The organism is Reticulibacter mediterranei (assembly GCF_016587455.1).
The window spans coordinates 5,669,645-5,696,466 of sequence record NZ_BNJK01000001.1; the positions used below are offsets into that span (position 1 = coordinate 5,669,645).

Annotated in this window: 26 protein-coding genes; 12 read left to right on the top strand and 14 right to left on the bottom strand. The window is 50.9% G+C overall.

The window, feature by feature from the left end; all coding sequences use genetic code 11:
• Positions 1-66 precede the first annotated feature (66 nt).
• Genes queG through K3T83_RS24445 form a run of 3 tightly spaced genes read right to left on the bottom strand, consistent with a single transcriptional unit; the run spans position 67 to position 3,448 of the window.
• Complete coding sequence (gene queG / locus K3T83_RS24435; protein WP_220205541.1) at positions 67-1,302, bottom strand: tRNA epoxyqueuosine(34) reductase QueG; 1,236 nt, start codon at positions 1,300-1,302, stop codon at positions 67-69.
• 20 nt (positions 1,303-1,322) lie between these two features.
• The gene (locus K3T83_RS24440; protein ID WP_220205542.1) at positions 1,323-2,378 is read right to left on the bottom strand and encodes an ABC transporter permease; all 1,056 of its coding nucleotides are present in this window, start codon (positions 2,376-2,378) and stop codon (positions 1,323-1,325) included.
• A complete protein-coding gene (locus K3T83_RS24445) occupies positions 2,375-3,448 on the bottom strand; it encodes an ABC transporter ATP-binding protein (RefSeq protein ID WP_236064976.1) in 1,074 nt (357 codons plus the stop codon). Before K3T83_RS24445 ends, K3T83_RS24440 begins: the two co-directional genes overlap by 4 nt.
• A 199-nt stretch (positions 3,449-3,647) precedes the next feature.
• Between K3T83_RS24445 and K3T83_RS24450 the strand changes: the two genes are divergently transcribed.
• The 3 genes from K3T83_RS24450 (at position 3,648) to K3T83_RS24460 (ending at position 6,659) form a co-directional block, all read left to right on the top strand.
• Positions 3,648-4,070 carry a PPOX class F420-dependent oxidoreductase gene (locus K3T83_RS24450; protein ID WP_220205544.1) on the top strand — a complete coding sequence of 141 codons (423 nt, stop codon included), beginning with the start codon at positions 3,648-3,650 and terminating at the stop codon, positions 4,068-4,070.
• Between the two features lie 132 nt (positions 4,071-4,202).
• A complete protein-coding gene (locus tag K3T83_RS24455) occupies positions 4,203-4,499 on the top strand; it encodes an antibiotic biosynthesis monooxygenase family protein (RefSeq protein ID WP_220205545.1) in 297 nt (98 codons plus the stop codon).
• A 351-nt stretch (positions 4,500-4,850) separates the two neighbouring features.
• Entirely contained in the window at positions 4,851-6,659 is a 1,809-nt protein-coding gene (locus K3T83_RS24460) for an FAD-dependent oxidoreductase (RefSeq protein ID WP_220205546.1), read from the top strand.
• A 27-nt stretch (positions 6,660-6,686) separates the two neighbouring features.
• Here K3T83_RS24460 and K3T83_RS24465 read toward each other — a convergent pair whose 3' ends face one another.
• Entirely contained in the window at positions 6,687-7,061 is a 375-nt protein-coding gene (locus K3T83_RS24465; protein WP_220205547.1) for an inorganic diphosphatase, read from the bottom strand.
• A gap of 81 nt (positions 7,062-7,142) precedes the next feature.
• Here K3T83_RS24465 and K3T83_RS24470 point away from each other — a divergent pair, with 81 nt between their 5' ends.
• The 3 genes from K3T83_RS24470 (at position 7,143) to K3T83_RS24480 (ending at position 9,916) form a co-directional block, all read left to right on the top strand.
• Entirely contained in the window at positions 7,143-7,706 is a 564-nt protein-coding gene (locus K3T83_RS24470; protein WP_220205548.1) for an RNA 2'-phosphotransferase, read from the top strand.
• Between the two features lie 151 nt (positions 7,707-7,857).
• The gene (locus K3T83_RS24475; protein WP_220205549.1) at positions 7,858-9,060 is read left to right on the top strand and encodes a S53 family peptidase; all 1,203 of its coding nucleotides are present in this window, start codon (positions 7,858-7,860) and stop codon (positions 9,058-9,060) included.
• A 214-nt stretch (positions 9,061-9,274) separates the two neighbouring features.
• The gene (locus tag K3T83_RS24480) at positions 9,275-9,916 is read left to right on the top strand and encodes a DUF4352 domain-containing protein (protein WP_220205550.1); all 642 of its coding nucleotides are present in this window, start codon (positions 9,275-9,277) and stop codon (positions 9,914-9,916) included.
• A gap of 84 nt (positions 9,917-10,000) precedes the next feature.
• On the opposite strand, the gene K3T83_RS24485 is transcribed toward K3T83_RS24480, so the two are convergent.
• A complete protein-coding gene (locus K3T83_RS24485; RefSeq protein ID WP_220205551.1) occupies positions 10,001-10,891 on the bottom strand; it encodes a haloalkane dehalogenase in 891 nt (296 codons plus the stop codon).
• Positions 10,892-11,524: 633 nt separating this feature from the next.
• Between K3T83_RS24485 and K3T83_RS24490 the strand changes: the two genes are divergently transcribed.
• Positions 11,525-11,809: a hypothetical protein gene (locus tag K3T83_RS24490; protein ID WP_220205552.1), complete on the top strand. Its 285-nt coding sequence runs from the start codon at positions 11,525-11,527 to the stop codon at positions 11,807-11,809.
• A gap of 164 nt (positions 11,810-11,973) precedes the next feature.
• On the opposite strand, the gene K3T83_RS24495 is transcribed toward K3T83_RS24490, so the two are convergent.
• The 4 genes from K3T83_RS24495 to K3T83_RS24510 all read right to left on the bottom strand — a co-directional run bounded on the left by K3T83_RS24495 (position 11,974) and on the right by K3T83_RS24510 (position 15,480).
• Positions 11,974-13,584: a solute symporter family protein gene (locus K3T83_RS24495; protein WP_220205553.1), complete on the bottom strand. Its 1,611-nt coding sequence runs from the start codon at positions 13,582-13,584 to the stop codon at positions 11,974-11,976.
• A complete protein-coding gene (locus K3T83_RS24500) occupies positions 13,581-13,958 on the bottom strand; it encodes a DUF485 domain-containing protein (protein WP_220205554.1) in 378 nt (125 codons plus the stop codon). The genes K3T83_RS24495 and K3T83_RS24500 overlap by 4 nt, the downstream gene beginning before the upstream one ends.
• Positions 13,959-14,377: 419 nt before the next feature.
• Positions 14,378-14,899: an NUDIX domain-containing protein gene (locus K3T83_RS24505; RefSeq protein ID WP_220205555.1), complete on the bottom strand. Its 522-nt coding sequence runs from the start codon at positions 14,897-14,899 to the stop codon at positions 14,378-14,380.
• Positions 14,900-15,144: 245 nt separating this feature from the next.
• Positions 15,145-15,480 (bottom strand): cupin domain-containing protein, encoded by a 336-nt coding sequence (locus K3T83_RS24510; RefSeq protein ID WP_220205556.1) that lies wholly within the window; start codon positions 15,478-15,480, stop codon positions 15,145-15,147.
• Positions 15,481-16,032: 552 nt separating this feature from the next.
• Here K3T83_RS24510 and K3T83_RS24515 point away from each other — a divergent pair.
• Positions 16,033-17,493 carry a zinc-ribbon domain-containing protein gene (locus K3T83_RS24515; protein ID WP_220205557.1) on the top strand — a complete coding sequence of 487 codons (1,461 nt, stop codon included), beginning with the start codon at positions 16,033-16,035 and terminating at the stop codon, positions 17,491-17,493.
• Between the two features lie 53 nt (positions 17,494-17,546).
• Here the strand turns inward: K3T83_RS24515 and K3T83_RS24520 are convergent, their stop codons facing one another.
• Positions 17,547-18,293 (bottom strand): SDR family oxidoreductase, encoded by a 747-nt coding sequence (locus tag K3T83_RS24520; RefSeq protein ID WP_220205558.1) that lies wholly within the window; start codon positions 18,291-18,293, stop codon positions 17,547-17,549.
• A 242-nt stretch (positions 18,294-18,535) separates the two neighbouring features.
• On the opposite strand from K3T83_RS24520, the gene K3T83_RS24525 reads away from it, so the two are divergent.
• Positions 18,536-19,054 carry a DoxX family protein gene (locus tag K3T83_RS24525; protein WP_220205559.1) on the top strand — a complete coding sequence of 173 codons (519 nt, stop codon included), beginning with the start codon at positions 18,536-18,538 and terminating at the stop codon, positions 19,052-19,054.
• 266 nt (positions 19,055-19,320) lie between these two features.
• Entirely contained in the window at positions 19,321-19,812 is a 492-nt protein-coding gene (locus tag K3T83_RS24530) for a hypothetical protein (RefSeq protein WP_220205560.1), read from the top strand.
• 127 nt (positions 19,813-19,939) lie between these two features.
• Here K3T83_RS24530 and K3T83_RS24535 read toward each other — a convergent pair whose 3' ends face one another.
• A complete protein-coding gene (locus tag K3T83_RS24535; RefSeq protein ID WP_220205561.1) occupies positions 19,940-20,872 on the bottom strand; it encodes a pentapeptide repeat-containing protein in 933 nt (310 codons plus the stop codon).
• A 420-nt stretch (positions 20,873-21,292) separates the two neighbouring features.
• Here K3T83_RS24535 and K3T83_RS24540 point away from each other — a divergent pair, with 420 nt between their 5' ends.
• A complete protein-coding gene (locus tag K3T83_RS24540; RefSeq protein WP_220205562.1) occupies positions 21,293-21,748 on the top strand; it encodes an SRPBCC domain-containing protein in 456 nt (151 codons plus the stop codon).
• 82 nt (positions 21,749-21,830) lie between these two features.
• Here the strand turns inward: K3T83_RS24540 and K3T83_RS24545 are convergent, their stop codons facing one another.
• Entirely contained in the window at positions 21,831-24,269 is a 2,439-nt protein-coding gene (locus K3T83_RS24545; RefSeq protein WP_220205563.1) for a recombinase family protein, read from the bottom strand.
• 296 nt (positions 24,270-24,565) lie between these two features.
• On the opposite strand from K3T83_RS24545, the gene K3T83_RS24550 reads away from it, so the two are divergent.
• Complete coding sequence (locus K3T83_RS24550; RefSeq protein WP_220205564.1) at positions 24,566-24,775, top strand: helix-turn-helix domain-containing protein; 210 nt, start codon at positions 24,566-24,568, stop codon at positions 24,773-24,775.
• A gap of 72 nt (positions 24,776-24,847) precedes the next feature.
• On the opposite strand, the gene K3T83_RS24555 is transcribed toward K3T83_RS24550, so the two are convergent.
• Positions 24,848-26,089, bottom strand: a complete 1,242-nt coding sequence (locus K3T83_RS24555; RefSeq protein WP_220205565.1) for an RNA-guided endonuclease InsQ/TnpB family protein — start codon at positions 26,087-26,089, stop codon at positions 24,848-24,850.
• Positions 26,061-26,672 (bottom strand): IS607 family transposase, encoded by a 612-nt coding sequence (locus K3T83_RS24560; protein WP_220205566.1) that lies wholly within the window; start codon positions 26,670-26,672, stop codon positions 26,061-26,063. Before K3T83_RS24560 ends, K3T83_RS24555 begins: the two co-directional genes overlap by 29 nt.
• Between the last annotated feature and the right edge of the window lie 150 nt (positions 26,673-26,822).

Sequence of the window (26,822 nt, forward strand, 5' to 3'; positions counted from 1 at the left end):
TAGTATGAAATTGATAATAGCTTCTTTTGGTAATAAAGATAGCATAACATACTTGTCAGCCCCTTGCTATGAACTTTTGCACACTTTGGAGCTGGCTTCTATAGCCAACGCACAGCGTATCTCCTGCTGCACCTCGGCATCTTCTTCCCAAGCGCATGCCTCGTGCAGTGCGTTGATCGCTTCTTCCCCGCCAATGCGTCCCAGCGCCCAGGCAGCATGTCCTCGTACCAGCGCTTCTTCATCATGTAAAGCGCCGATGAGCGCTGGAACGGCCTGGGGATCACCAATATTTCCCAATGCAACGCAGACATTGCGCAACAGTCCACGCCTTTTCGCCCGCTTAATCGGACTGCGGCGGAAACGCTCGCGGAACTGTTCTTCTGTCAGCGAAAGCAGCGGAATGAGTTCGGGACAACTGCCAACAGCCGGACGTGGCTGAAATTCGGGATGTGGATGAAATTCTTTGCCCCGCCTCAGTATTTGTGCTGAAGCAATAAGCTCACCTTGAGGGCGCAACCCCAACCTTCTCTCAGCCACTTTATTGACTGGGCAAACCTCCTGGCAGATATCACAGCCAAAGATGAGGTTGCCCATCAACGGACGCAACTCTAAAGGAATGCTGCCTCGCAATTCTATAGTGAGAAAGGAGATGCAGCGCGGAGTGTCCACCTCGTAAGGATTGGGGAGCGCTTTCGTCGGGCAGGCATGCAGACAGATCTCACAACTGCCGCAATTGGCCTTGAGCGGCTCGTCAGGAGGCAAAGGAAGATTGGTGACGATCTCTGCCAGAAAGAGCCACGATCCCCAGCCCTTTGTCAGAATATTGGTATTTTTGCCGTACCAGCCCAGGCCCGCGCGTTGAGCAACGGCCCGATCCACCATGCGCCCTGTATCAACAAAGAGCCGTGTTGCCAGCTCTTCTCCCACCTCATCACGTGCCCGTTCCTGTAGCCAGGCGGCGAACTGCTGAAGCCGGGGTTTAATGATATCGTGATAGTCGTCTCCCCAGGCATAGCGCGAGATTTTCCCGCGTGGTGCGCCATCTTCGGGCATGTCTGGCTGTTCCGTGAGATAGACCATACCCAGAGCGATGATTGAGCAAGCATCCGGCAAAAGTGCATCGGGATGGCACGACACATCGGCCCGTTCCGCCGTAAACCAGGGCAGGCCATCCATCAGTCCGCGCGCGATACGATCTTTAATGATTCGCTTGGCTTCAGGAAACTCTTGTGCTGTTGTGATATGGACCGTATCGAAGCCAAGCGAATAGGCGTATTCTTTAATCGTCTGTACTGTTAACATGACCGTGTTCGAGTTTCTTATCAGTTGGTAATGTCGCGCCTCTTCGTGATCCACCAGGCCAATCCGATAAAAATTGCCAGATAAAAGATCAGCACGAGCAACGCGTGAATATCGGACGTGAGCGAGAGAGGCCTACCAAGCATATATTCTATCTGATTTTGCAAGAGGGTGTTGACATTGTTGCCAATGAAGTAGGTTGGAATACCTTTCAGGATCTCGCCGAAAACGCCGCCAACCTGTCCTCCAATTGCATCCAGTAATTGTCCCAGAACGCTTTCAAGTACCCACCAGACCAGCGCACCAGCCACCCCTGCGGTGGTTGTGCGGCCCAGCGTGGCCAGGCAGAGCGCGATCATTGCGTACATGAAGAGACCAAGGATCGAGAACAACAGGTAGAGAAGCATATGCAGCACCCAGGAGCCGCTCAAAAATGCACCATCGGTCGCGATGCCGGTAAACAGATTGAGGATCGCCCCGAAGCCCACACCGATGAGTAGAACGATACACAATCCAAAGGCGATACAGGCCAGGATAGCGCCGACTTTGGAGAGAATGAACTGTGTCCGGGTCGGGCCGCGCGTAAACATCAGGCGAATGGTGCTAACGCTGTATTCTCCTCCAACGATAGTGCCAGCCAGGATGACGATTAGCAGCAGGCCAATACTTTGCGCGATGGTATTGGCGGTATAGAGCGAATCGGGTAGGCGCAACGCAACCGAAGCCTGTTTCACGGTCTCCTCTTTGCTCCGTGCTGCCTGTTGAATCTCGCTTGCTGTCGGTTTATGATTCAGACAGGCATCGATTCCTGGCCGGGGAACGGACGAGCAAGGAGGCGGTAAAAAGCTACTGACATCGTTTCTGGCGATGATAATGGGTGTGAGCGCGATGGCAAAGAAGGCAATGAGCATCACGAAGATAGCAATGACGCTCAGGATCTTTGACATGCTGCGGCGGCGAATCTTGTAAAGCTCGACACCAACCAGGCGCAGGACCACACTAAAAAAGTCGGCCCGCCCCATCACAACGGTATCGCGGCGTATGGGCGATGGAATGGCGCTCTCTTTATTTGTACTCATAGCCGCACCCGCTTTCCAGTGTCAGAAATCTCATGAAGGGCGGTATGGTCTTCAGCAGGCGTGCCGGCAAGAGCTTCCATACCAGCGTGCGTGGACGTTGTGGTAACTTCCAGATAAAGATCTTCCAGGCTGCCCTGCTGAGGATGGATTTCAGCAGCAAAAAGGTCGTTATGGGCAAGTAAAGCGTTGATCTCTGCTGAACGGTTGGTTGAGGCGTCAACAATCAATACCGGCTGCTTCCAGCGGTTGGACTCGATATGCACGCCACGTATCCATTCCAGGCCGTTTTCCTGTCGTTGTTGCAGGAACTGGAGCGCCTGTTGCATCTCCTCTTCATTATTCATCCGTACCTCTACCCGTTCGCCTTCTTTTAACAAATCACTTACGTTGCCCTGTGTGACCAGATTGCCTTTCTGCATAATCGCCACACGATTACATACTTGCTGCACCTCATGTAAAATATGGCTGGAGAGAAAAATGGTCTTGCCCAGCGAAGAGAGACGCAGGATCAGGCGGCGAATCTCGATCATGCCAGCCGGGTCCAGCCCGTTGGTTGGCTCGTCGAGTAGGACCAGTTCGGGATCAGTAAGCAGTGCGGCAGCGATGCCGAGACGCTGTTTCATACCCAGAGAATACTGCCGAAACGCCAGCTTTTCATATGCCTGTAGCTCGACAATTTCAAGCACTTCGGCCAGGCGGCGATCGTTGGATTTGCCTGACATCATTCCCGATGCAGCAGCGATCACGCGCAGGTTGTCGAGACCAGATAGATAAGGATAGAAGACGGGGGTTTCCACGATTGCGCCGACGCGCAGGAGGATTTCTGGCAATAGATAGGCATTATCCATGCCAAAGAGGATTGCTCGTCCGGCTGTAGGGCGGATCAGCCCGAGCAGCATGCGTATGGTGGTTGTTTTCCCAGCTCCATTGGGGCCAAGAAAACCAAAAACATCGCCTCGCATGACCTCAAGATGCAGATCATTGACGGCGATCAGGTTGCCATATGCTTTCGTTAATCTATGTGTGCTAATGACTACGGTTCCATCATAATGAGGGATTATCTCATCCACTACCGGCTCCTTATGCTTTTTGGCGGGATTGGTTCTATGTTCTTTCTTCTGGTTATACGAGCTATGGATAGCGAAGTTTCGCACCCGTCTAGTATGCACAGTTTCGAGGGCTATGGCAAGTGTTTGCGGCTGATGCATTTCTCATATCCACATTTTATAATACGTAGGAAGCTAATCTTTATTAAAGAGAGGAAACGTAGTGGCAACATTAACTGAAGAACAGCGTCAATTTTTATTGGGTAAGATCAAAACGGGCAAACTGGCGACGGTACGTACCGATGGGAAACCGCATGTGGTGCCGGTCTGGTATCATCTCGATGGCGATATCATCGTCTTCAATACGGGAAGCAAGACCGTTAAGGCCGTCAATATGCGCAGAGATCCTCGGGTCTGTCTCTGTATCGACGATGAGCAGCCACCGTTTGCCTATATTCGCCTTGAAGGTATTGCGGCGCTGAGCGGCGATCTGGAAGAGGTCAAGCACTGGGCCACGCTTATCGGCGGTCGCTATATGGGCGAGGATCAGGCTGAGGCGTACGGCAATCGCAATGGCGTTCCTGGGGAGTTGTTGGTACGAGTAACATTGACGAAGGTGTATTTTGAAAAGGAGATTGCGAGTTAGTTTTTTTGACATAGCGTTACAGATTTTGAGCATCAATGATCGGTCGCATCTACAGGGTGTATCCGAAAAGCAGTAGGAACAGTATATAATGTACATAGACTATGTGTTCTAAACCTGGGAAGGAGATCGATCATGCACGCACGAGTATCTACAGTACGCTTTCAGGCTGGTGGAGAAGATGAAGCTCTGCATATTTTTCGCGATATCATGTTGCCAAGTGCCAGCAAGCAGAAAGGCTTTAAAGGGGCGCTGATCCTCAAGAGCGATGCAGACCCGGAGGAGCATATTATCATTAGTCTGTGGAAAACGGAAGAGGCGATGCTGGAGAGCCACGCCCCCGAAGATCTTGTTCCTCAATTAGAGCCGCTTGAACAGCTCATCGCTGAAAATAAGCAAGGAACATATGAAGTGCTGCTACATATGGAATAAGACCCATTAATGTACGTGATTGCCTGACAATCAATAGTATGAAAGATCGAGAGACCTGTTGTTGAGCGTGGGACAACCCACGCTTGTTCGGGGTGGGCGTGCTATGCTATAATCTGACGAGGAAAATTGTTCATCAAGGGCGTCTGATACAGACATCAAAGTAATTATCATACCTTCCTCAAACACTCTACATTCAGTGCTTTGAGGTCTCTGAAATATTCAGGTATCTTAACTGCCCATCGTGACGTATAAGCCAATACCTGTCTCCCCTGCTCCATGTGCTAACATATCGCTTTCTTGGTTGGTATACAGGGTACACAGCACTGGAGGCCCAGGAAAGGACTTTTGAAGATGATTGATCCCGATAGCGAGTTGGAACCTAGATACCGATCTATCGCAACAACACCCGATTGGTATCAAACGAATATACCCTGTCAGGTAGGCTGTCCGGCTCATACCGACGTGTCTACCTACATTGGTTTAATTTCGCAAGCCCGTTTTGATGAGGCATATCTGCTCAATCGTAAGGCAAACGTGGTTCCTGGTGTGCTGGGGCGAACCTGCGCCCGTCCATGTGAACCCGTCTGTCGCCGTAACAAGATTGATGGAAAGCCGATAGCTATTTGCTGGCTGAAGCGTGCAGCTGCCGACCACCGCGAGTACCGCCATCACGCCCAGCGGCCTCCTGTCACCAAAGATAAAAAAGTCGCTATTATCGGCGCTGGCTCTGCTGGGCTGGCCTGTGCTCGTGATCTGCGCGAGATGGGCTATCCCGTCACCATGTACGAACAGTATCCGACCGGTGGCGGCGTGATGGTCAACGGCATTCCCGTCTGGCGTCTCCCCCGTGAAGTCACGCGCGAAGAGTGCGACGAATATATGGAGGATATCGGCGTCGAGGTTCAGTACAATACGCGTGTCGGACGCGATGTGAAGCTGAGCCAGCTGCTGAAAGACTACGACGCCGTGTTTATTGCCGCTGGTTGTTACATCCCGAATGCGATGACCGGCCCTGATAATAAGGTCATCCCGGGAGCCAACCTCAAGGGCGTCGAGGATGGTATTCGTCTGCTTGAGAAGACCAATTATGGCGAGCCTGCCTTTATTGGCAAGAAGGTTGCCGTGCTGGGTGCGGGCTTTACCGCTATGGACTGCTGCCGTACCGCGATTCGCTTCGGTGCGGAGAAGGTCTACGTCATGTATCGCCGTTCGCAAGAAGAGCAGCCTTCCGATGAGTACGAGGTGGACGAGGCCAAGCTGGAGCATGTAGAGTTCCAGTATCTTGTCACTCAGAAAGAGGTACTGACGAACGACGGCACCCATGTGAGTGGCATTCGCTTCATCCGCAATAAGCTGGGTGATCCCGATGCCAGCGGTCGCCGCCGCCCAATCGCGATTGAAGGCTCCGAGTTCGATGTAGATGTCGATACCGTGATCCCCGCCTTCGGTCAATATAGCGACACCACCTGGCTGGAGGCTGAGGAACTGGGCCTTGAGGTTAACAAATGGGGCGTGCCTCTGATTGGCTACGACGATTGGATGACGAGCCACCCCGGTCTCTTTGCAGGTGGCGACTACACACAGGGCGCACGCAACCTGATCTCGGCCATCGGCGATGGTCGCGATATTGCCGCCGCAATTAACCGCTACCTGGGTGGAGTTGATAAGCCTGCTGAGTCCGCCGAAGAGGTCGAACTGCCCGACTATCGTCGCGGTATGGTCGATAACTACGAGTCGATCCCCTTTGAGTTGATCCCATCGCTGCCGCTGCACGATCGCTACAGCAATACGCGCGAGACCGAGAGTGGTTTCACGCCGGAGCAGGCGGTTATTCAGGCGAGGCGCTGTCTGCAATGCCAGTTGAATATCATGATCGATCCCTCGATCTGTATCCTCTGTTCTGGCTGCGTGGACATCTGCCCTTATGACTGTATCAGCATGGAAGGTCTCTCTCGCGTGGTGAAAGGTGATCCGATGCATAAAGGCACCGAGAACTGGCGCGGTGGGGCCGATATGATCATCGATGAAGAGAAGTGTATCCGCTGTGGCCTGTGTATCGTGCGCTGCCCAACAGATGCAATCTCGATGGTGCAGTTCGAGGTTTCCAGCCCGAACGATCGCTGGAGCGTCTCGAAGATCCCCATGCTGAATGTGCGTTAATCTAGATTGAGAACATGTGGAACCTCTTCATAACGAAGAGGTTCCTTTTCTTTTTGGAGTTGCAATGATGCGGCTAGCGAAAAAGCGCTCTTGAAAATGAAGAGCATCTTGCATCTGTTCGTGCGAAAAATTCATGTCCACAGGTGCAACAATGAGTTTGTCTTCGTTGTCGTCGTCGCGTACAACGATGCCAATAACCACACCCTGAAATTCCGTGATTGGCGTCGTAATGCCAAGTAGATACGCGTCGATCTCCATTCCATCGCCGCTGACCGTTGCAGGCAGATAACCATAATTGATCGGATAGATGATATCGCTATGTCTGGGATGTACGCTTCCCAATGGACGATCAATGATTACACGCACCGTTCTGCCCATATAATCGCGCAAATCTGGTCTCATTGCTCTTTTGCCCTCGTTTGCACTATACAGAAGATAATCCTTTACGTTACAATCATCGAAAACACGTAAGGAGTAGACACTATGAAACCATATCTGATGCAATTGAGCAAGACAATGGCCTATGCATTGCGCCATCAGCCCGCGCAATTTGGTCTCACGTTGGATGAAGAGGGCTGGGTGCTGGTGGATGACCTGGTGGCAGCTTTGCGTCGTCATCGGCACGACTGGCAGGGCGTGGGGCCGGAAGATTTTGCGCAGGTGATTGCGCAGTCGGACAAGAAACGTTACGAGATGCGCGATGGCAAGATTCGCGCCTATTACGGCCATTCCACGCCGCAGAAGGTCGCCCAGGAGGTCAGCGCTCCTCCAGTTATCCTCTTTCATGGCACAACGCCCCGGGCCGCTCGTATCATTCATGTGGAGGGACTGAAGCCAATGAGACGACAATATGTTCATCTTTCCGCCGATCTGGAAACGGCGCGTCAGGTTGCTTTGCGCAGAACACCCAGGCCCATCATATTGCGAGTTTCGGCTCTGGAGGCGTATCAAGAGGGTATCAAGTTTTATCTGGGAAATGATTCGGTCTGGCTGTCAGAGCCGGTCCCACCACGCTTTATCACAGAGGGACACGATGAAACAGGTTAAGAAACAGAGAGAAAGGACGACTGGCTATAGTATAAATGCCTTAAAAAATTGACGAACTATTATTCATCCCTGTAAGCTCCGGTAGTAGAGTGACGATATTTGTCGGGAAGTTGTTCATAGTCGTGTTTTAGAATAGAGGAAAAGAAGTGTTATGCGTAAAATTACGGCATCTGTACTCGTTGTGGTTGCATTGCTTGCGTTAGGGGGTTCGGCTCTCGTTGCCTTTGCCAAAGGTCCGGCTGTGACTACTCCTTCACATTCAACTACTACATCTTCTGCCAAACCTCGCTGGCATACCTATTGGAAGATGGAGCGCTTCATGCCGCAGATTAATGGTGGTTTCACACCGGCGCAATTGCAGAAAGCATATGGGATGAATACATTACAGAATAAAGGTGCTGGTGTTACGATAGCGATTGTCGACGCATTTGGTAATCCGAATGTCCAGGCAGATCTGAACAAGTATAGCGCGACATTTGGTTTGCCAACAACGACGGTCAAAACAGTGTATCCCCAGGGAAAGCCCGCCACGTTTAATCAGGGTTGGGCGTTAGAGACGAATCTTGATGTGCAGATGGCGCATGCGCTGGCCCCCAACGCGAAAATTGTTGTGGAGGCAGCTATCAGCCCAACGATTGCAAATCTGATGGCAGCTGTGCAGGACGCATATACCAATCAGGGGGCTAATATCGTATCAATGAGCTTTGGGGGAGCCGAGTTCACCAATGAGATCAGCGCGCAGGCTGATGGTATTTTCTTGACTGGTCACAAAAGAGGTGTGTCTTTTACAGCCTCTTCGGGCGACCTGGGGAACGGCGCGCAATATCCCGCCTCTTCGCCGTTTGTCACCGCTGTTGGCGGAACCAGCCTGTTTACACAGCCCGATGGGACGTATGTGAGGGAGACCGCCTGGAACGGTAGTGGTGGTGGTCTGAGCCAGTTTGAGGCGCGCTCGGCATATCAGAGGGCATTCAACAATCATACCAAGCGTGGTGTACCAGATGTGGCAATGGTGGCTGATCCCAATACTGGTGTCGTGGTGTATGACAGCTTTGGCATGGAGGGCGAGAAGGGCTTCTTTATTCTTGGTGGAACCAGCGCCTCGGCCCCCCTTTTCGCAGCTGTGCTGGCCGTTGCCAATCAGCAGCGCGATGTCGATCTCAAGAACACCAATACTGCTTTGTATAACGTGGCTGATACGCATTACGCGACAGATTTTCATGATGTGAAGACTGGCAGCAATGGAACCTGCGGGACCATTTGTCAGGCGCATAGCGGCTATGATTTCGTGACCGGCCTGGGGAGTCCAGTTGGATCGCAACTGGTGTCACATCTGGCACAGGCAGCAGCATAAAGCGAGATGAGCGATAAGCAAGGGTGCAGCATGTAGCATCCTTGCTTTTGCTTTTTGGAGCCGTTTGTGAGGATATATACAAGGAAACAGTGTACATATGTATATTGCCCATTTGTACTAATAATTTGTAATAAATAGAAATAAGTAGCACAATAAAGAATATAAATGAATATTGGTGGATATGTGTTGGTGATCGTTCGATAGAGAAGGTAAAATGCTCTATAAATCTAGACAACAATACGTGATGTTGGCAGCGCTGTCTTTCTGCGCCTGCCTGCTACTTGTTGGTTGTGGTGATGGTATCCCGAATGTGGCCAATGCCGCGAGTGTGGCAACTGGAACGCCTGTGCAGAAAGCGGCATCATCTCCAGGACAGGTGGCAACGATGCCCACGTCAGGCAAGACCGCAACAGTTGGGATTACGGCGGCAGCTGGAACTCCGATTCAAAGCAATGGGGCCGCTCCAATTGAGATTGCTACCTCCACGCCAGTTCCAGGCGGCAGTTCTACCAGTCAGCAAATAGTGTTGAAAGATCGTGCCCTTGTGATCAATACCGTGAGCAGGCAAAAGGGGGCGAATCCCGATCCAGTGGCGATCAATATTGCGATAACGATCAAGAATACTGGCGATCGATCAATTCAGAATCAAGCGGCCTTTTTTCAACTGGTTAGTGCTGGTGGAGACTTCTTTGGTCAGACAAATAGTTCCGATAATTTCTATGGCTCAATTGCTTCTCATACAATCCGCAGTGGTACGATTACCTTTCAACTTCCCGCATTGGCAACCAAAAACCTGCGGCTGATGTATCGCTCGGAAGTCTCGTCGGAGGCGTTGTTGGTTCCAATTAATGCGTAGAGGTGTTGGGTAGACAAATCTGGGAGGGTATAACATGTTTCTCCACAGATTTGTCTATGGTGTGGTATTTGGTGGAACTGGTAATCAAGTCGTCGCCATAAAATCGACGATCAGATGGGCAAATTCTTGCCCCTTATCTTCTTGCAGGAAGTGGCCCGCACCGGTAATCGTCGTGTGAGGCATGCCCTGTGCGCCTGGAACGAGTGACTGGAAGATGGTATCGCAGCCGCGAGTGACAGGATCGGAATCGCTAAAGGCGGTCAGGAAGGGCTTTTTCCATTGCTTGAGTACCTCCCATGCCTGGCGATTGGGTTCGGAAGCTGCATCGTCAGGTGTGGTGGGAACGAGCAGCGGAAACTCGCGCGCTCCTGCCAGATAGCGCTCATCGGGAAAGGGGGCATCGTAGGCGGCGATCACCTCTGGCGATAACTCGGTGACGGTCGCGCCTTTTACGATGCCGCCCGGATGAAAGACAGGTGTCTCCTGGGAATAGCGCTGCCAGCGCAAAAAGGCCGCACCGGGAGGTGTATCTCCGGTAGGAAGGAAAGTGTTCGCGGCGATGATGCGAGCGAAGCGCCACTCGTGCTCGGTCGCCAACCGCAAACCGATCAGCCCTCCCCAATCCTGACAGACCAATGTAATATTCCAGAGATTGAGCGCGCGCATAATGGTGCGCATCCACTCGACATGCCGTTGATAAGAATAGGATGCACGTCGAGCAGGTTTATCTGAGCGTCCGAAGCCCACCAGATCGGGGGCAACGGCGCGGTAGCCAGCCGCAGTCAGGATCGGGATCATTTTGCGATAGAGATAGCTCCACGAAGGTTCTCCATGCAATAACAACACGGGATCAGCATCCTCTGGCCCCTCATCGATATAGTGGACACGCAATCCGTTGATTTCTACATAATGTGGCGTGAAATCGTAGCCGGGCAAGTTGGCAAACCGCTCATCTGGTGTGCGGAGAATGTCCATATTTGCTCCTCAAATCTAGGTGCAGCTCCTGGTGAATGCAAGCGGGAGGCGGCGGCAATGAGAACCGCCTATTTTCCTCGCTATTACGTGTACCGTACACACTGCTAGTATTGTATCACCGATAACAGCATGATTGTTATGTCGCCGAGCTTTTTTGGGCAAATTTTCTCAGCCATATGGAACTTTTCGGAAGTGTGATCTCACTGCATAGCGACGAACGGGCCTGTTCGCTTCTCAAGCCATGTGAGCTGGTATGTTCTCTGCATACATAGCTATGGATGAAGAATGGATGAATGCACCACAATATAAATGCCGCAAAAATTAGGAGCCACTTGATGATCCAAAAAGATACTGTTGACGTATTTATTAGAATGCGTAGGTGTGTGTAGTGCTACCTGGGTAAGGATGGCTGCCCTGGTGGCCTACACATGCCTCTCGTCCCTTCATCTCTGATCCCCTCGAAGAATACGCATATTTTTCTGCTCACCTCCTTGCTCGGGCCTTTCTGTGTCGCTATTTTTCTGTATAGTTGAGAAACGTTTCTGGCGTTAGAATCGTGGACAAGGATGTGGGTGGTTATAGAATTCCTTTTGAACGTCAAAAAGGTGAAGAAAATATAGGAGGTTTGTTTTTATGATGTCAAATGAAGAGAGAGCCACAAACACAAGTAATGCGTACTTTGATCTGGTAAGTGTGTTGTATCATTCATTAGAAGGTGCTCGCACATATGCCATTTATGTGCGTGATGCTCAGAATGCTGGTGATCAAGAACTTGCCCAATTTTTCTCACAGCGGCAGCAAGAGGAGACCAATTGCGCAGATCGAGCCAAGCAGATGCTTTCCTCACGGGTTACGGCTGCGACTATAGGCCAGCAGAATGTCAGTCAGCAGCCACCAGCACAGCAACCCTGGAGCTAGGCTTCTACGACCGGCCTTCGGTCACAAAAAGCACGTGCCTGCCTTTCTACGTAATGGTTTCGGGCAGGCATTCGCTTTTGTATCATAGGGAACACAGTTCGCAAGCTTGCATCTTATCTGTGGGTGTGTGAACCGTGTTCCTGCGATTTACTCTTTGTGGTGAGCTACACTTCCGCCCCCAGACCAACATTCGCTCGTACGTTGGTTTCACTGAAGGTTTCTGCGTCGGCTTCGTCCCGCGTGACCAGCGATCCTATAATGGCAGCTGCAAAGCCAAGCGGTATGGAAACGATGCCCGGATTGGTCAGTTTGAACGGTGCCGCCGCGCCCATAATGCTCGGGCTGATGATGATTAACACCACCGAACTGATGAGGCCGACCAGCATGCCAGCGATCATTCCAGTGGTATTGAAGCGCCGCCAGAAGAGTGTTAGCACAATCGCCGGAACGTTAGCGCTGGCGGCAATGGCGAAGGCCAGGCCAACCAGAAATGCCACGTTCTGATTTTTGAGTGCAATAGCTAAAATGATCGACAATACGCCAATAACGCCAGCTGTCACTTTGGCTACCACCACCTGTTCGCGCTCATCTTCCCGACCACTCTTGACCACGTTAAGCCAGATATCGTGGGCAAAAGCGGAGGCACCAGCAATCGTCAGACCCGCGACCACCGCGAGGATTGTCGCAAAGGCCACCGCTGCAATGAACGCCAGGAAGATCGTTCCCCCGACCTTTTCCGCCAGCAGAGGCGCGGCCAGGTTGTTGTTCAGCACAAATTCCGATCCCTTTTGCACGCCGATATGAGCTTTCCCCAACAGAGTTGCGGCACCGAAGCCCAGGAAGGTCGTCATGATATAGAACGCACCAATAAGGATGGTGGCCCAGACGACCGAGGTTCGCGCCGCTTTTGCGCTGGGAACGGTATAGAAGCGCATGAGGATGTGCGGGAGACCAGCGGTACCAAGAATCAGTGCCAGGCCAAGCGAGATCAGGTCCAATGAGCCGTAGGTGCCGTGATAGAGCAAACCCGGTTGCGTATAGTGTTTAACAATCGGGGCTGCGCCGTTGGCACAGGCGGTGGCACCAGCAGCCAGCGTGCTACCATCGGCACAATATTTGCCCGTGACGTTGAAAATGGCGTCGAAGAACTGGGTAAAAGAGAAGTTGAACTGTGCCATCACGATGATCGAGAGCAGAATCGCACCGCCCATCAACAGCACAGCTTTAATAATCTGTACCCAGGTTGTTGCCAGCATGCCGCCAAAGATGACGTAGATGATCATCAGCACGCCAACGCCGACGATGGCCCAGGTAAAGTCGATAGCCGGGATGAGCAGATTGACGATGGAGCCTGCGCCGATCATCTGTGCCAGCATATACATCAGCGTCACCACTAGCGTTGAGATAGCGGCAACCGTGCGCACCGACTTTTTGCGCAGGCGGAGGGCCAGCACATCGGCCATTGTGAACTTGCCAGTGTTGCGCAGTGGTTCGGCGATCAGCAATAGCACCGTTAGATACGCTACCAGCCAGCCAACCGAATACATAAAGCCATCGTAGCCATTGAAGGCGATCAGGCCAGCAATGCCCAGGAATGAGGCTGCTGACATATAGTCACCGGCTACGGCGATGCCATTTTGTACACCGCTGATCTGGCGTCCCGCCGCATAAAATTCGGTAGTCGTCTTATTGCGACGCGAGGCCCAGAAAGTAATGCCGAGGGTAATGAGGACGATAATGCCGAACATGATCAGCGTTTGGGTTTCTTTTGTCATTTCTTTTCACCTTTTACACGAGTAAGAATATTGTGGGCCAGCCGATCAAAGGTGCCGGCGCGCCTGACGTAGAGGGCCATGACGATCCATGCCATGATGAACTGTGAAAGGGCGAAGAGATAGGCAATGTTGATGTTGCCGATCACATTCACGTCAACGACATCTGGGAAGTAGCCGACGAGAATAAGGAAGCCGAAGTAGTAGACGAGAAAAAAGATAGTTGCGGGGATGATAAAATTGCGTTTCTCGCGTATAAGCTCGCGAAAATCGCTGTTACTTTCAATCGCCTGCCAGTTTACATCCTCAGTCTGCCCGGATACAGGCGAACTGGGAATAGAGCGACGATCCTCACCAGGAGCGGCGAGATCCGACATGGGCCATACCTCCATCTCTGGAATAACCATGACAACGTTGTGCTGATTAACGTACAGATTAGAGTACAGATTCCAAATGGGATGACGGGGGTAGCTGAGACGATGGTTCGTGCGCTGTTGAAATGCTACGTGATAGTGGGGAGCAGCCAGCTGGCTCTTTTCTTCTCCTTAAATAGAGCGCTACTGTAAAAGCATGTGATATAAGTATGTTATTATTGGAATAACGCACCTGATAACCCTGCCAGCCCCCCTCCCTGTTCTGGTCAAGTAGTGCTTTGTACAGCCATACTTGACACGCATGGACACTATGCTGATACAGTATTACGATGAATACCAGTGTATCTGAAGCATACTTGAACCCCTATTTTTTGTCAAGTGGTGATCCCTGCTTCATGTGCCATAGTCTTTGTAGACGATATTTATACAGGATCTTCAGAATGTTTGTTTTGCTGCTCCGCCAGGAAGGCGCGCGCCAGATAGAGGGCCGCGATGGTGCGAGCATCTCGTAAACGCCCACTTTGTATCAGTGTCTCAAATGTGGAGAGTGCAACCTTTTCTTGCTGGATAGGATAACACTCGTCACCTTTTAAGGGACTGGGAATAAGGTCGCGCGCGAGGTAGAGATAGCTGCGCATACTGAAGTATTTGGCGAATGGTTGGAGTTCTCCCAGAAAATCGATCCTGTTAGGAGCCAGCCCGATTTCTTCTCGCAACTCACGTATGGCCGTTTCGCTATGATCTTCGTCGGCCTCCGTCGCACCTCCTGGCAACACTAACACTGGTTCGCCAAAGGCCGGGGAAGGTTCTGTTAGTAGGATCACCTCGTTTTGTTCGGTAAGTGGTACTGCCAGCGCTTCGTTGCCATTCTGCACAAATTCGCCATAAGCATTACTACGGAGAGAAAAATAGTCTCCCTCGTAAAGAATAGTTGCGTCTGTCATAATCTCAGTTCTCCCATATTTGCAACTGGTGAGCTTTCCGAGTATTCGTATAAGCTATACGTAATGCTATACGGGTTCTAAAAGAAGAGCGTTTCAGGTTACGCATAGTACGATCAGTTTGGTAAGCAAGAGGGGAAGATAATCGGCTCGAATGGCAAGGAATGTTCAACGAGGGAAGATTCAGCCCTTATCATGGCAAGAGCACGTAAGGGCCGAAAAGGGATAGCACTATGAAGCAATGATCGCTATAACCCCAGCTTTTCTATGAGATCGGCGCGAGTTGGCGTAAAGATATCGTACATTTCAACGGCAGTAAGTGCAACTGCCCTATGTACAACATTGCTTGGAATGGATATCAGATCGCCCGCTTTTAACACCGTGCGCTCCTCTCCCAGGGTAAACTCAGCCTCTCCACTCACTATGATCGTCATTTGTTCATGGGGATGAGAATGGGCGGCCGGACCAGCACCAGCCTCAAAGAACAGATGAGTCACCATCAGTTGTTCGCCAGCAAAGCCCTGCATTTGCACACCCGGAGCCGTCTCTACAGTGTTCTGGCTGGATAAACTGATCGTTTTCATACGATATCTCCTTCTTAATGCATACTCTAAACACGTTGGAAAACGTTATCTTTTCTAGATCATACTCAATTTGCTTAAGAAAAACAATGACTTTACCTACACCTATCACACGCAATTTCTCAATGAAAAATGGTAATTTTTCACTGCAATACTCCAGCTTGTGAGAGATAATAGCGAAGACTTAGTAAGATTTGGGAAGGAGCCTGAAGAGAGACTATACCTTTTGGGGCATTACATGGACTAACTTCTATTCATTGTGTTATCCTGCGCTGTAAAAAGAGCTTTTCAATGGAAGCTCGTTTGCACGGTAGCTCCCTCAATGTACAGGTAGTTCCAGAAAAGAAGCACTACTGTTCAGCTTAAAGAGACAGCAGCTAGTTCTCTTTGTTGAATGAAGAGATGAGAAAGCGATTACATGTGTAATTTTCTGATTTTATTGTGTTAAGGGAATCTTCTTGAGTATATTTGCACTGCATATTGGGTGAGCGAAGGACTGGCGACCCGTTGAGCTATCAACGGGTTCTGTAGCTATCAGTTAAAGAGGAGAAAACTGTGTCACAAGTATCACCGCAAACTTGCCCAAAATGCCATGCGCCAGCTAGCCCAGGGCAAGCATTTTGTCCAAACTGTGGAGCGAGCCTTACCAATCCGAGTGGCGTCTTTCCGCCAACGATGGCGGCATCGTCGTCGGGCAGTGGAGGGATGTTTCCGCCAACAGTAGCAGCATCGGGGCCGCCATCGCAGCCGGAGGGAGCGGGAACGTTTCCGCCAACGGTAGCAGCTACGCCTGGTTCCGGTCCGAATACGGGTGGAGGATATAATGCATCAGCACCACCACCACCGATTGGACTGCCCAATAGCACCTATGGAACGCCTCCGGGCTATCCGTCATCGAGCTATGATCCCTATAGCGGGACTGCAACGCCACCACCGCCGCCGACAGATCCCTATTCGGGTGCGCCACAGTCCAATCCCTATGGAGCACCACCTCCACAGCCGGGACAATATATGCCGCCGCTAGGCACACCCAATCCTTATGCTATACCGAACAAGAAAAAATCACCTGCGCTTTATATCGTGCTTGGTATCGTGGTTGCCGTTCTCGTCATTTGCGGCGGAAGCGCCTGGGCGATGTCTAAAGCGTTCAGCGGTGGCGATAAAACGGGCACTGGTGGCAGTAGCAGCGGAGGTAATAGCAGTGGAGGACAGTTTGCCGCCGAGCAGAAGGTGGACTTGAGCGTGGTCTATTCCAGCGTTCAATTTACCTTCACTTCTGTTCAACAGGCCGATAAGTTCTCTGATGATTCGCTGTCCGGTTTATCGTATAGCAGCAAGAAAAATTATGTGCGCGTCAATTTCAAGGAGCAGCAGACATCACAAAAATCTTCCTACTTCTCGTATCGCTCCTCGTTTCTGCTGGTCTTGCCTGATAAGACGACCGTTTCGCCTATAAAATCGCTGGAATATAGCGGTCCCGAGGGTGGCGTTGTGCGCACAAACTGGGTGGATTTCGAGTTGAAGGATCAGGTAGATCTGAGCAAACTTTCGTTGCGTCTGGGAGCTTCTGACGAGGCGCAGATGACCTTTGATCTCAAAACCGGGGCAGATGTTAGCAAGTACAAGCCGCAGCAGGTCACTCTCAATAAGTCGTTCCAATATGCCGGTATGGATTGGACGCTGAAGGATGCCACACAGATTTATTATAACAATGGCAAACAGGCAAAAAATGGGAAAGTTTTTGTGCTTGTGAATCTCAAGGCGAATAATCCCGATGGCAACGGAAGCGTTTACCTGTATAGTGGGTTCCTCCGTCTGAAATCTGGCGATACGGTGAGTGCGCCCACATATGACTCCAATCTCGACGATTTTGATATCATTGAAGCGGGAACCTCCAATTTGCAGGGTATGGCGGTCTTCGAGACCCCACCATCCAGTACCTATACGTTGGAGTTTACCTCTGGTAAGAATATCACGGGCACATCAGTCGCTTTCTCGATAGGGAATGGCAGCTAGCCTGTATAAGCATCTGAACCCCGAAGAGCCGTTTCTTCGGGGTTCGTTTTTATTTAGCGTCCTCCTCCAACCGCTAGAATCGCTCCGGTACAGTATGAAGCTTCATCCGAGAGGAGCCATAGAATGGCAGCCGCAACCTCTTCAGGCTTGCCTGCGCGCTGCATTGGCACTCCCGGCGCGATGCGCTGGATACGTCCAGCATCTCCGGCATTCGCGTGAATTTCAGTTTCTATCAGACCAGGGCTGACGCAATTCACGCGAATACCTTCGCTGGCTACCTCGCGAGCGAGGCCCAGGGTGAAGGTCTCTACTGCCGCCTTCGATGCCGCGTACTGGACGTATTCATTGGGGCTACCCAATTGGACGGCGCGCGTCGAGATATTGACAATCGCTCCGCCCTTGCCTCCATTTTTTGTGGACAGGAGGCGCACCGCCTCACGTGAACAGAGCATGGTTCCCAATATATTGACCTCTAGAATACGGCGCAGGCTCTCGGTTTCCTGGTCAACAAAACGACCCAGCTTGCCAGTAATGCCCGCGTTGTTGACCAGGGCGGCTATCGGTCCCAACTGCCTGGTTGCCGTGTCGAAGAGCGCTTTGACGGCTGCTTCATCGCTCACGTCTCCCTGTACCGCCAATGCTTTTCCCCCGCGCCCACGTATGGTGGCAACGACCTCCTTTGCTCGATCAGCTTGATGCGTATAGTTGACGCAGACGGCGTACCCTTTTTGAGCGGCAAGAAGGGCTGCTGCCGCTCCTATTCCTCGTCCACTGCCCGTAACGATAATGGTGTCTGTCATTGATTATGCTCCTGAAAGAGATTTCGCTGTGAGCCATTGCGAGGCCCGCTATTTATTTTAAAACGGGGAAATAAAATAAACCATCCCGGCGTTTTCAATAATGAAATCCTAACTAATAAAAAGTTAGTTTCTTGACAAAATATAGTCAAAGGTATACAATAATTTCTGTAATTAAAGATACTTACTAAAGGTAAGTTGACTTCTCATAACAAGGATGAGCAAAGAAAATGGAGAGCTATACAATGGAAATTTCGCTGGGACTTGCAGTACTACGGATCGTCGTTGGCTTGCTGCTGGCCGGACATGGGGCGCAAAAGCTCTTTGGCTGGTTTGGTGGACATGGTTTTGCCGGGACTGTTGGTTTCTTGCAGGCGAAGGGATTTAAGCCTGCTGTGCTATGGACACTATTGGGCACGCTAGGCGAATTCGTCGGAGGTCTATTGCTGGCGCTGGGTTTCTTGAGTCCCCTCGGCAGTATCGCAGTCTTTGCCAGTATGCTGATGGCCGTTCTCAAGTTTCACTGGAAACAGGGGCTATGGAGTACGCAAAATGGCTATGAATATCCGCTTGTGCTAGGTGTTGTGGGACTGTTCTTTGGGTGGGTTGGCGTTGGCAGCTACTCGCTGGATGCGCTGCTGGGCATTGCTCTGCCGGGCGTCCTGTTCGGGATTGGCGTCGTCGCAGCCATTATCGTTGATCTTATTGGTCTGCTTACCAGCCGTCAACCTGCTCAACAACATCAAACAGCTGAGGCAGCATAAGTACGAAAAGAGAACATACCTACCGTTCTTAGCTGTGTTCCCTGTGTCATACGCCGCTCTTCTGTTCTAACGGAGGAGCGGCGTTTTATTGTCCTCAAAGCCTACCTTTCTGACATCAGTAAAAACACTTTCCATGACGATCTTTATCTATTTGCAAATGGCCGTAGACTATATTGTGTGTGACTGGATACCTGGTACTGCTGCAAAAGTGTCCCTGCGAGGGAACTTGCAATAATGTATAGAATCAAAGAAAGGTGGTTATGTGTATGTTGAGACAGATCTATCGTTCGCGAGCTGCTCGATGGATTGGCGTGATAGGTATTGCACTGCTGTTGCTTGCTGGCGTCGCTGCATTTGCGCATCAGGGTGGTGCAGCACATGCTCAGATGCCTGGTCAAAAGCTTGCAACAGGCGAGCATGCCTCTTCTACTAGAGGCTGTTCGTCTGTTGATAGTATTAGCAATGGCGATTTAGATGTTGCGCTTGATCAGTGTGGCGATACGGGAAGCATGTTTAAGGCGACGGTTATTGATTGGAGCGCGACCTCTACTTCCATCAAAGCGGGGCTACAGGGGCATGGCATGCCCTATACGAACCGCTGTAAAAACTTTGCTTGCTCCACGCCGCAATTTCCTGCCAACGCTGGCGACACTATCTGCTATCAGGGATTTGCAGGTACGACGCAAACGGATGTCGAGTGCTACACAGTTCCAGCAAATAGCAACGGTTCGACAACCCCTATATTCAAATTTCAATAAGCAGCGTATTGATGGGCGAGGTTCCTTATTTGAAGGGGCACTGCTGATCTACCTGGATGGTAGTACTGCTTCAGATTGTGAGTAGTACTACCATCGTCCAGGATGTGCAGCCCATATCCTTTTGTTGTTAGTTTGCGGTGTATTGCAGGAAGGTGGCGGGAAGTTTCCCCTGGGAGCGAGAGAGCGTATCGCTATCGATCATCGATGTTCCCTGGTGTTCTATGGTCTCTAGTCCTTTGACGCTTCCCAGATCGACGTTGTGAAAGACAGTCCAGCCGATTCTGGCTCCGCTCAAATCTGCCTGAGAGAGCGAGGCGCCACTGAAATTGGCTCGTAGGAGGTTGCATTTGCTGAGATTGGCGCGATTGAGGAGGGCAGCAGTGAGATTCGCGCCGCAGAGATCCGCCTCTTCCAGTCGTGCATCGTCCAGGTGGGTCTGTGCCATATATGCTCGATCCAGTTGCGTGTTAGCAAGGTTGGCCCCGGACAGATACGTGCCGTAGAGGTCCGAACCACTCAGTCGGGCACCGTGCAGATCGGCCCCGCTCAAATTCGCTCCGGTCAGGTATGTCTGTTCTAGCGTTGCAAAGGAGAGAACGGCGTGACTGAGATTGGCCTCGCGCACATCAGCCTGCGACAAATCGGCTCGTTCCAGATTTGCTCCTACCAGTCGTGCCTGAAAGAGTTCTGCCTTGCGGAGATCGACACCTCGAAGATCGACCTGATTCAAGTATGCCTCGCGCAGGTGCGCTTTGAGGAGATCGGCTCCTACCAGTGCCGCCGTATGGAGATCGGCGCTGTTTAAATACGCGCCGCGCAAATTCGCCCCGCTCAAATTGGTGTTATCCAGATTGGTCCAGCTTAACGTTGCCCCGCTCAAATCTGCCCGACTGAGGTTCGTCTGGCTAAGATTGCTCCGCGCAAGGTTAATCTCGCGCAAATCGCAGCCACTTAAATCCACCTTACTCAGATCGGGTGCTAGCTTCCTGTTTGCACTCCTCCAGGCATTCCATACCCCGACCCCCTGCTTCAAAATGTGTAAATGCTGTTCATTCGCCATGTATGAATTCCTTTAGTTCGCCAGGATGCTTTTTTGAGATGAAGAAATGACCTCCTTTGAACCATTGTACTCTTCAGGTTGCAGTCCTGCAACATAGTATTACCACATTTACGCATCAGAAGCGCGGATATCGTCCAGCCTGCTGGTACTTTTTCCCTATTCTATCTCCCAAAAAATATGAATGGTTGAGTTACAGAAGCAAATTGTTAACGTACTTTTTAGCTATCTTTACAGTCTCTTTCTAGTACTATTTGCTAAGCATATTGAGCATGTTGCATTGCCCCTATTATAATAGGCACCTGATGAAGCATTACTCCCTTAGCATCTAGGGGAAGTATGCTTTGACTCATACCCGTAAGCTTGTGTTGAATGTCCGGGGTATGAGGCAAGTAGCGATAATAGAAGAGGTCAAAAGCATCTATGGATTTTACTGGAAGCCAGAAGATTAATGCCTCCCGTCAGGCTGTATTTCAGGCTCTTTTGAACCCGGAAGCAATCAAAAATAGCATTCCTGGTTGTGACTCGGCTGAGTTTGTCGATTTCCCAACCGGCCGCCAGCTCAAATTGACCGTCACCACCAGCATTCCAGGTGTCGGTGGCCCTCACACCATCTATTTGCAGACCGGACAGGTCGTGCCTGATTCTCGCGTTGAGTTGATTACCGAGCCAACCAGCTCTCTGGGCACCATTCGCGCTCGCTGCATTGTTGATCTCGCTGATGATGGCGCGAACACGCTGCTCACCTACAACGCACACGCCGATCGCGAGGGAAAGGTTGCTGCCGTTCCTGAGTTGATTGTCAAAGGTGCGGTCAAAGCAGGTCTGGATCAGTTCTTCAAGAACCTGGAGAAGCAGGCCAGCGGCACTCATGCTTAATGGCCTTTGCTGACCAGACAATTGGCAAGAGTGGGTCGGCCCCGCGAGGGTCGGCCCACTTTTGTTCGCGTTTTTATAGGAGCTACAAGAGTTGTTTATTGATGCGTACATGCCGCAGTCCAAAACCGATCAATCGAGCCGGAAACGCCCTGAGCAGGGGAATGCGTTGTAAGAGGCGCAGCGGTAGTGGTGGTTGAAATGATGTATTCATTTGCAGTACTCTGGTGAGGACGAACCGCTGGAGCAATGTCTGAAATGTTTGAATGACGCGCGTTGGTAGTTCGCGCTCGTTCTGAACAGCGGCCAGATCTTGCGTCTGCACAATACCAAACTGGAGCTTGCCAGCGAGATGGTTGCCTGCGACCACTGCATCTTGAATGGCATATACTATCTCCTCCAAGTTCCCTTGAATGGCGTATTTCAGTTCATCCAAATCGAGAGGCAGCAGCCAGATAGGGTAAAGCGCGTTGTCTTGGCGTAACGTATGTTTATTAGCCGTGTTGATGTAGCGGCGCGTCGTGTCATAATCCCCGAAAAGATAGACATCATCCAACTGAGGGCAGACATCACTGTAAGAGGCAGCCTCACATAAGGCCCGATTGCGCCCCGGTAGTGGCAGTCCCGGTTTCCGGCTGACTTCCAACCGTTCCGCTTCTCCCCGGATAGAGACCCAGCTTCGTTTAGGCAGAAGCTTTAATAGTTCCATCTTGGGAGCGTCATAATAATAGTGCCGGATGATATGATCCTCTTCTTCTGTAAACGCACCTGTGCGGTTCGCACCCGATTTCCAAATATAGGCAATATCCAGGCGTGGGCAGATAGCATCCAGCCAGTCAATCGTCAGGCGCAACCAGTGTGTAGAGACGATTTCTATCTCGATGCGGTTGATGAGGATATGAAAGGCCCGCTGCTTCTTCTCGAAGGGAAAGCTAGCCCACACTTTATCAAAATTTCCAAGCAGGTTATGCAGCAGCTCGATTTCTTCCGAGCTATCCATAACGCCGAGCTGTTCCTTCTTCGCCTCCAAAGCTTTTTGCTTCTGCATTAGCTCGACCTTTTCCTCTTCCAGCATGTCGTACATCGGATCATCTACACTGGTTTTCATGCGCTTTTTCGCGTTCTCCACGAGCTGTCTTGTAAGCTCCTCCAGTTGCTCATGGATGCTGACAAAATTCTCAGTATGCTGGGCATAGACCTGCTCTAGCGCGACTTTTACCTTGTCCTGAATGTTCCCGTCGGCAGACTCAAGCGCTTTCAGGCGCTTGATGATGAGAGCATCAAATTGATCTCCCGCAAGATGCAGGAACTTGACTTTCCGCATGTCGCTATCGCGGCTGCACACCCCGATGTAATAAGGTTTCCCCCGATGGGTATCCGGCGTAATATAGGCGTTCAGCTCAGGCCGGGGCGACTTCGCCAGCATCTTGCCGTGCAGGAGCAGTTCCAGCGGTGCTTCACGAACTTCCTTCAGCCGGATAACGCCTCTGTTTTTCTCCAGCGGCTCTCCCTCCAACGTATAGCCGGTTAATTCCGCGTATCCTTCGGCAAAGAGTTCATAATCCAGAATGGGATCGTGATGATCGGTAATGGTATCCGGCCTGTCCATGCGGGGCTGGAACCAACCGATATACATGACATTCTTGAACCATTCCCGAAGTGTATTGGGATCACGCGGTTTATATCCCACGCCAGCAATATGGTGCATATTCGTTTTGAACTGATAACGCTCCCGGTCCTCTTCAGGGATTTCTGGGAAAAGATACTCTTTCGCCGCTACTTCACGGGTGAGCTTGCCCATATGCCAGGAAAGCGCCTGTGCTCTCAGCGCAAGTTTTCGTAGTTCTTTGGCCCACGGCTCATAGATAACGATTTCCTGTTCTTGTTTCTTGCCTTTGACGGCGGGGCCCGGAGGCAAAGCACGCCCGTCATAGCCGCCTTTGTCCGCCTTATTTTGCTTACACAATTGCATATGCTTGACATGCCCTTCAATGTAGCCGTAAGCTTCGCGCATCTTGTCCTGGAAGGCAATCAAATCTCGATAGCTCGTAAAATCATAGACTTTGGTACGTTCACCGTTGGTGGCAGAGGAGAGAGAAGGCACAATCACCTTAATTCGTTGTTCTTCAGCGAGTTTCGTAAACACGCCGACTTGATCGAGATGCTTGTTTCTGAACAACCTATCTTCTCTAGCCAAGACAAGAGTACCTATGAGACCCTTGTGCATATCTCGATAAAGACGGTCAAGTTCTGCCCGCTGGTCAATCCGTTTTTGCCCAGAGACGCCCGCACCTTCATCATAGAGTTGTACCTGTGGCTCCTCGTCATTGTAGAGTAGGCTTGCGTACTCTTGCAGCCCTAGTTGGGTTTCCCGACTTTCCGCCATTGCAGTATCCGCCCCGGTTTTCGACTGCCTCACCAGGACAGCGGTAGCGCGTTTTCGGTCAATATCCGGCAAGACCTTGATGAAGAGATGAGGACGGTGTTCCGCTTGGCGGAGGACAAATGTTTTGGGTTCTGGCATGCCTTTGCTTCCTTTCTCGTTGGCTCAAGCGACGATAGATGAAAAACGCTCTGTCAGCCGAAGTGCCTTGCCTCTTCCTATGATGAGACCAGAAGAAGTGGGCCTGCGTGTCCTCCAAGAGTGTGATGAACAGAACAATAGACTTAGAAATACTATACCATAAAACGATGCTTTTCGCTAGAAACCGTATGATAGCGACACACTTCAGAAAGGACCGTTGCGTAACTCTTGACATCGTCATACTATGAATGGCATACTGGGTGAGAATGAATCTGTGTTTTGGAGGGACTGTAGCGATGACACTTGAAGGATACCGAGTGAAGTTGGGATGGTCGAAGGCGCAACTAGCCCGTGAAGCAGGTGTCCGTGCCGCGACGGTAAGTGATGCGGAAAAGGGCAAGAAAATCTACAAAGCAACCGCCGGAAAAATTGCGAATGCGCTCAGTGCGGCACTCGGACAAGAAATAACATATGAGCAGATTGAAGGGCTGGCTTTTGCCGACTGACAACGAGGCGAGAACGCTCAGCGCCTCTCGTGCGATTTGATACCCTGCCTTTCAAAACGTAGTGAAATGTGTTCACCACAGCCCTAATTGCTGCACATCGGTCGGACAGGGCATCTCCATGACACCTACGCTGTTTTGATCGGGATGCAGTACACCGCACTCTTGGGGAGTGTGTGGCCCTAGCCGGGCAAGAAACCTCATCAGGATATTGTGAGCGCTATTCTCATCTCGATCCATGACGAGTCCACATTCTTTACAGTGATAGGTTCGCTTCCACAGTGGCATCGGTTGCTTGTGTCCACAGCCACTACAGTTTTTCGACGTGTCACGCTCATCTACAATTTGGAGGTCTTTTCCGTACAACTGGCACTTGTAAAGCAACATCTGAATGAAAGTGTACAAGCCCCACTCATTAAACACCGCTCGGTTCAGGTGCTTGTTCCGTTCTCGATGTTCTTTCATGACCATTTGCCGTTGTGAAAGATTTCCAACGACCACAGTTCTCTCAACCATTCGTCGTGCTATGAGATGGGACGCTTTATGCAAGCTATCCCGTTGTTTGCTGCGTTTTTTTTCAGAAACCCGTTTGTAGACGTTGCTCAGATAGCGATACCGACGTGATTTCTTTTTACACCGATCTCGCTTTGAGCGAATCTTGTCGAGTTGGTGATTGTACCACCCAGCGCCTTTGAAGCCACCGACGCGGTAGACCTTGCCTTGCTCGTTGACACCCGTTGCCAATGTCTTGATGCCCAGATCGAAGGCGACTACGCTGTTATTGTCACAGGTTCCCTCCTCTTGCTCTGCGACAAATGAAGCGTAGTAGTGGCCTCTGGCATCTCGGCTGATGGCAACTTCTTTGTATCCGGCTGGGGCTTCCTCAGTGAGATTCGCAAGGATATCAGGGTGCTTCTTGTTTTTGCCCTTGCCTCCTGTCGGAAGTCTGAGCGAGAGACCATCGACTTTAATGTACATCGAAGGATAGACCAGCGTAAAAAAGCAATGACGTGGGCGTACACGTGGAAAACCGGGGTTCTCTCCTGCCTTGAGACGACGGAAAAAAGCTTGCATGGCTCCATCCAGACGGAAGTAGACCTCTGCCAGCAGCTTACCGTAGACCTGACATAACTCAGGATCATGCTGTTTGCTCTCTTGGAGCGTCTTCTTTGCCCCTGCCCAACCGGGCCAGCGCTCTCCATTGCGCAATTTGCAAATCCACCAGTTATACAATCCTCTGCACTTGCCTTGCATGAATTCTAGCGTTGTCGCGTCCTGGGATGAGACTTCAAGCCTGATCTTTGTGCAAAGCAGCATCTTTAATCGCTTTCTTGTAGGAGCGCAACCCGTGAAGACGCGCTCCAAAAACGGTGATGATAGCCATGAGGTCTTGGACAAGTTCTTGCTCAGGCGAGAGGCTATCGCCATTGACCACGATGAGTTGTGTATTGTGACGTTCACAAAAGGCTTCAAAGTAACCGTAGCCAAAGCGAACCAGTCGATCATGGTGCGCGATGATGATGCGTCTGACGTGTCCTAATTCCACCATCTCCATCAGGCGGTTAAACTGCTTGCGTTTGTAATTGAGTCCACTGCCGATATCCTGCATCCATTCATCAATGGGAATGGCGCGTTCTTGGCAGTAAGTCTCAAGTGCCTTGATTTGATTGAGCAGATCAGGTTTTTGTCCCACACCTGACACTCTGGCATACACGATGGTCTGTCCTTTCTCAGCCGCTTTCAATCCTCGATAGTCAAGGTACTGATCGTGGGTATAGTAGCGTCGATTCGTCGGACTGCGATGAGCCTTTAATCTGCCTTCCCGGTCCCATTTCTGCAAGGTATTGGTTGTTCGTCCAATGAGCTTCCCAAATTCTTTCGGTGAATATATATTTGACATACATACGTTTTACTACGTTTCAATATGTTTGTCAAATCTCCTAAACAGAGAGATTGCTCCACTGCCTGTGCAAACTCAACGAAGTATCCAAGTTTCTAGCTTGGATACTTGTCAAGAGAAGAGAGAATATACCGTCTTAATTTCTCGACT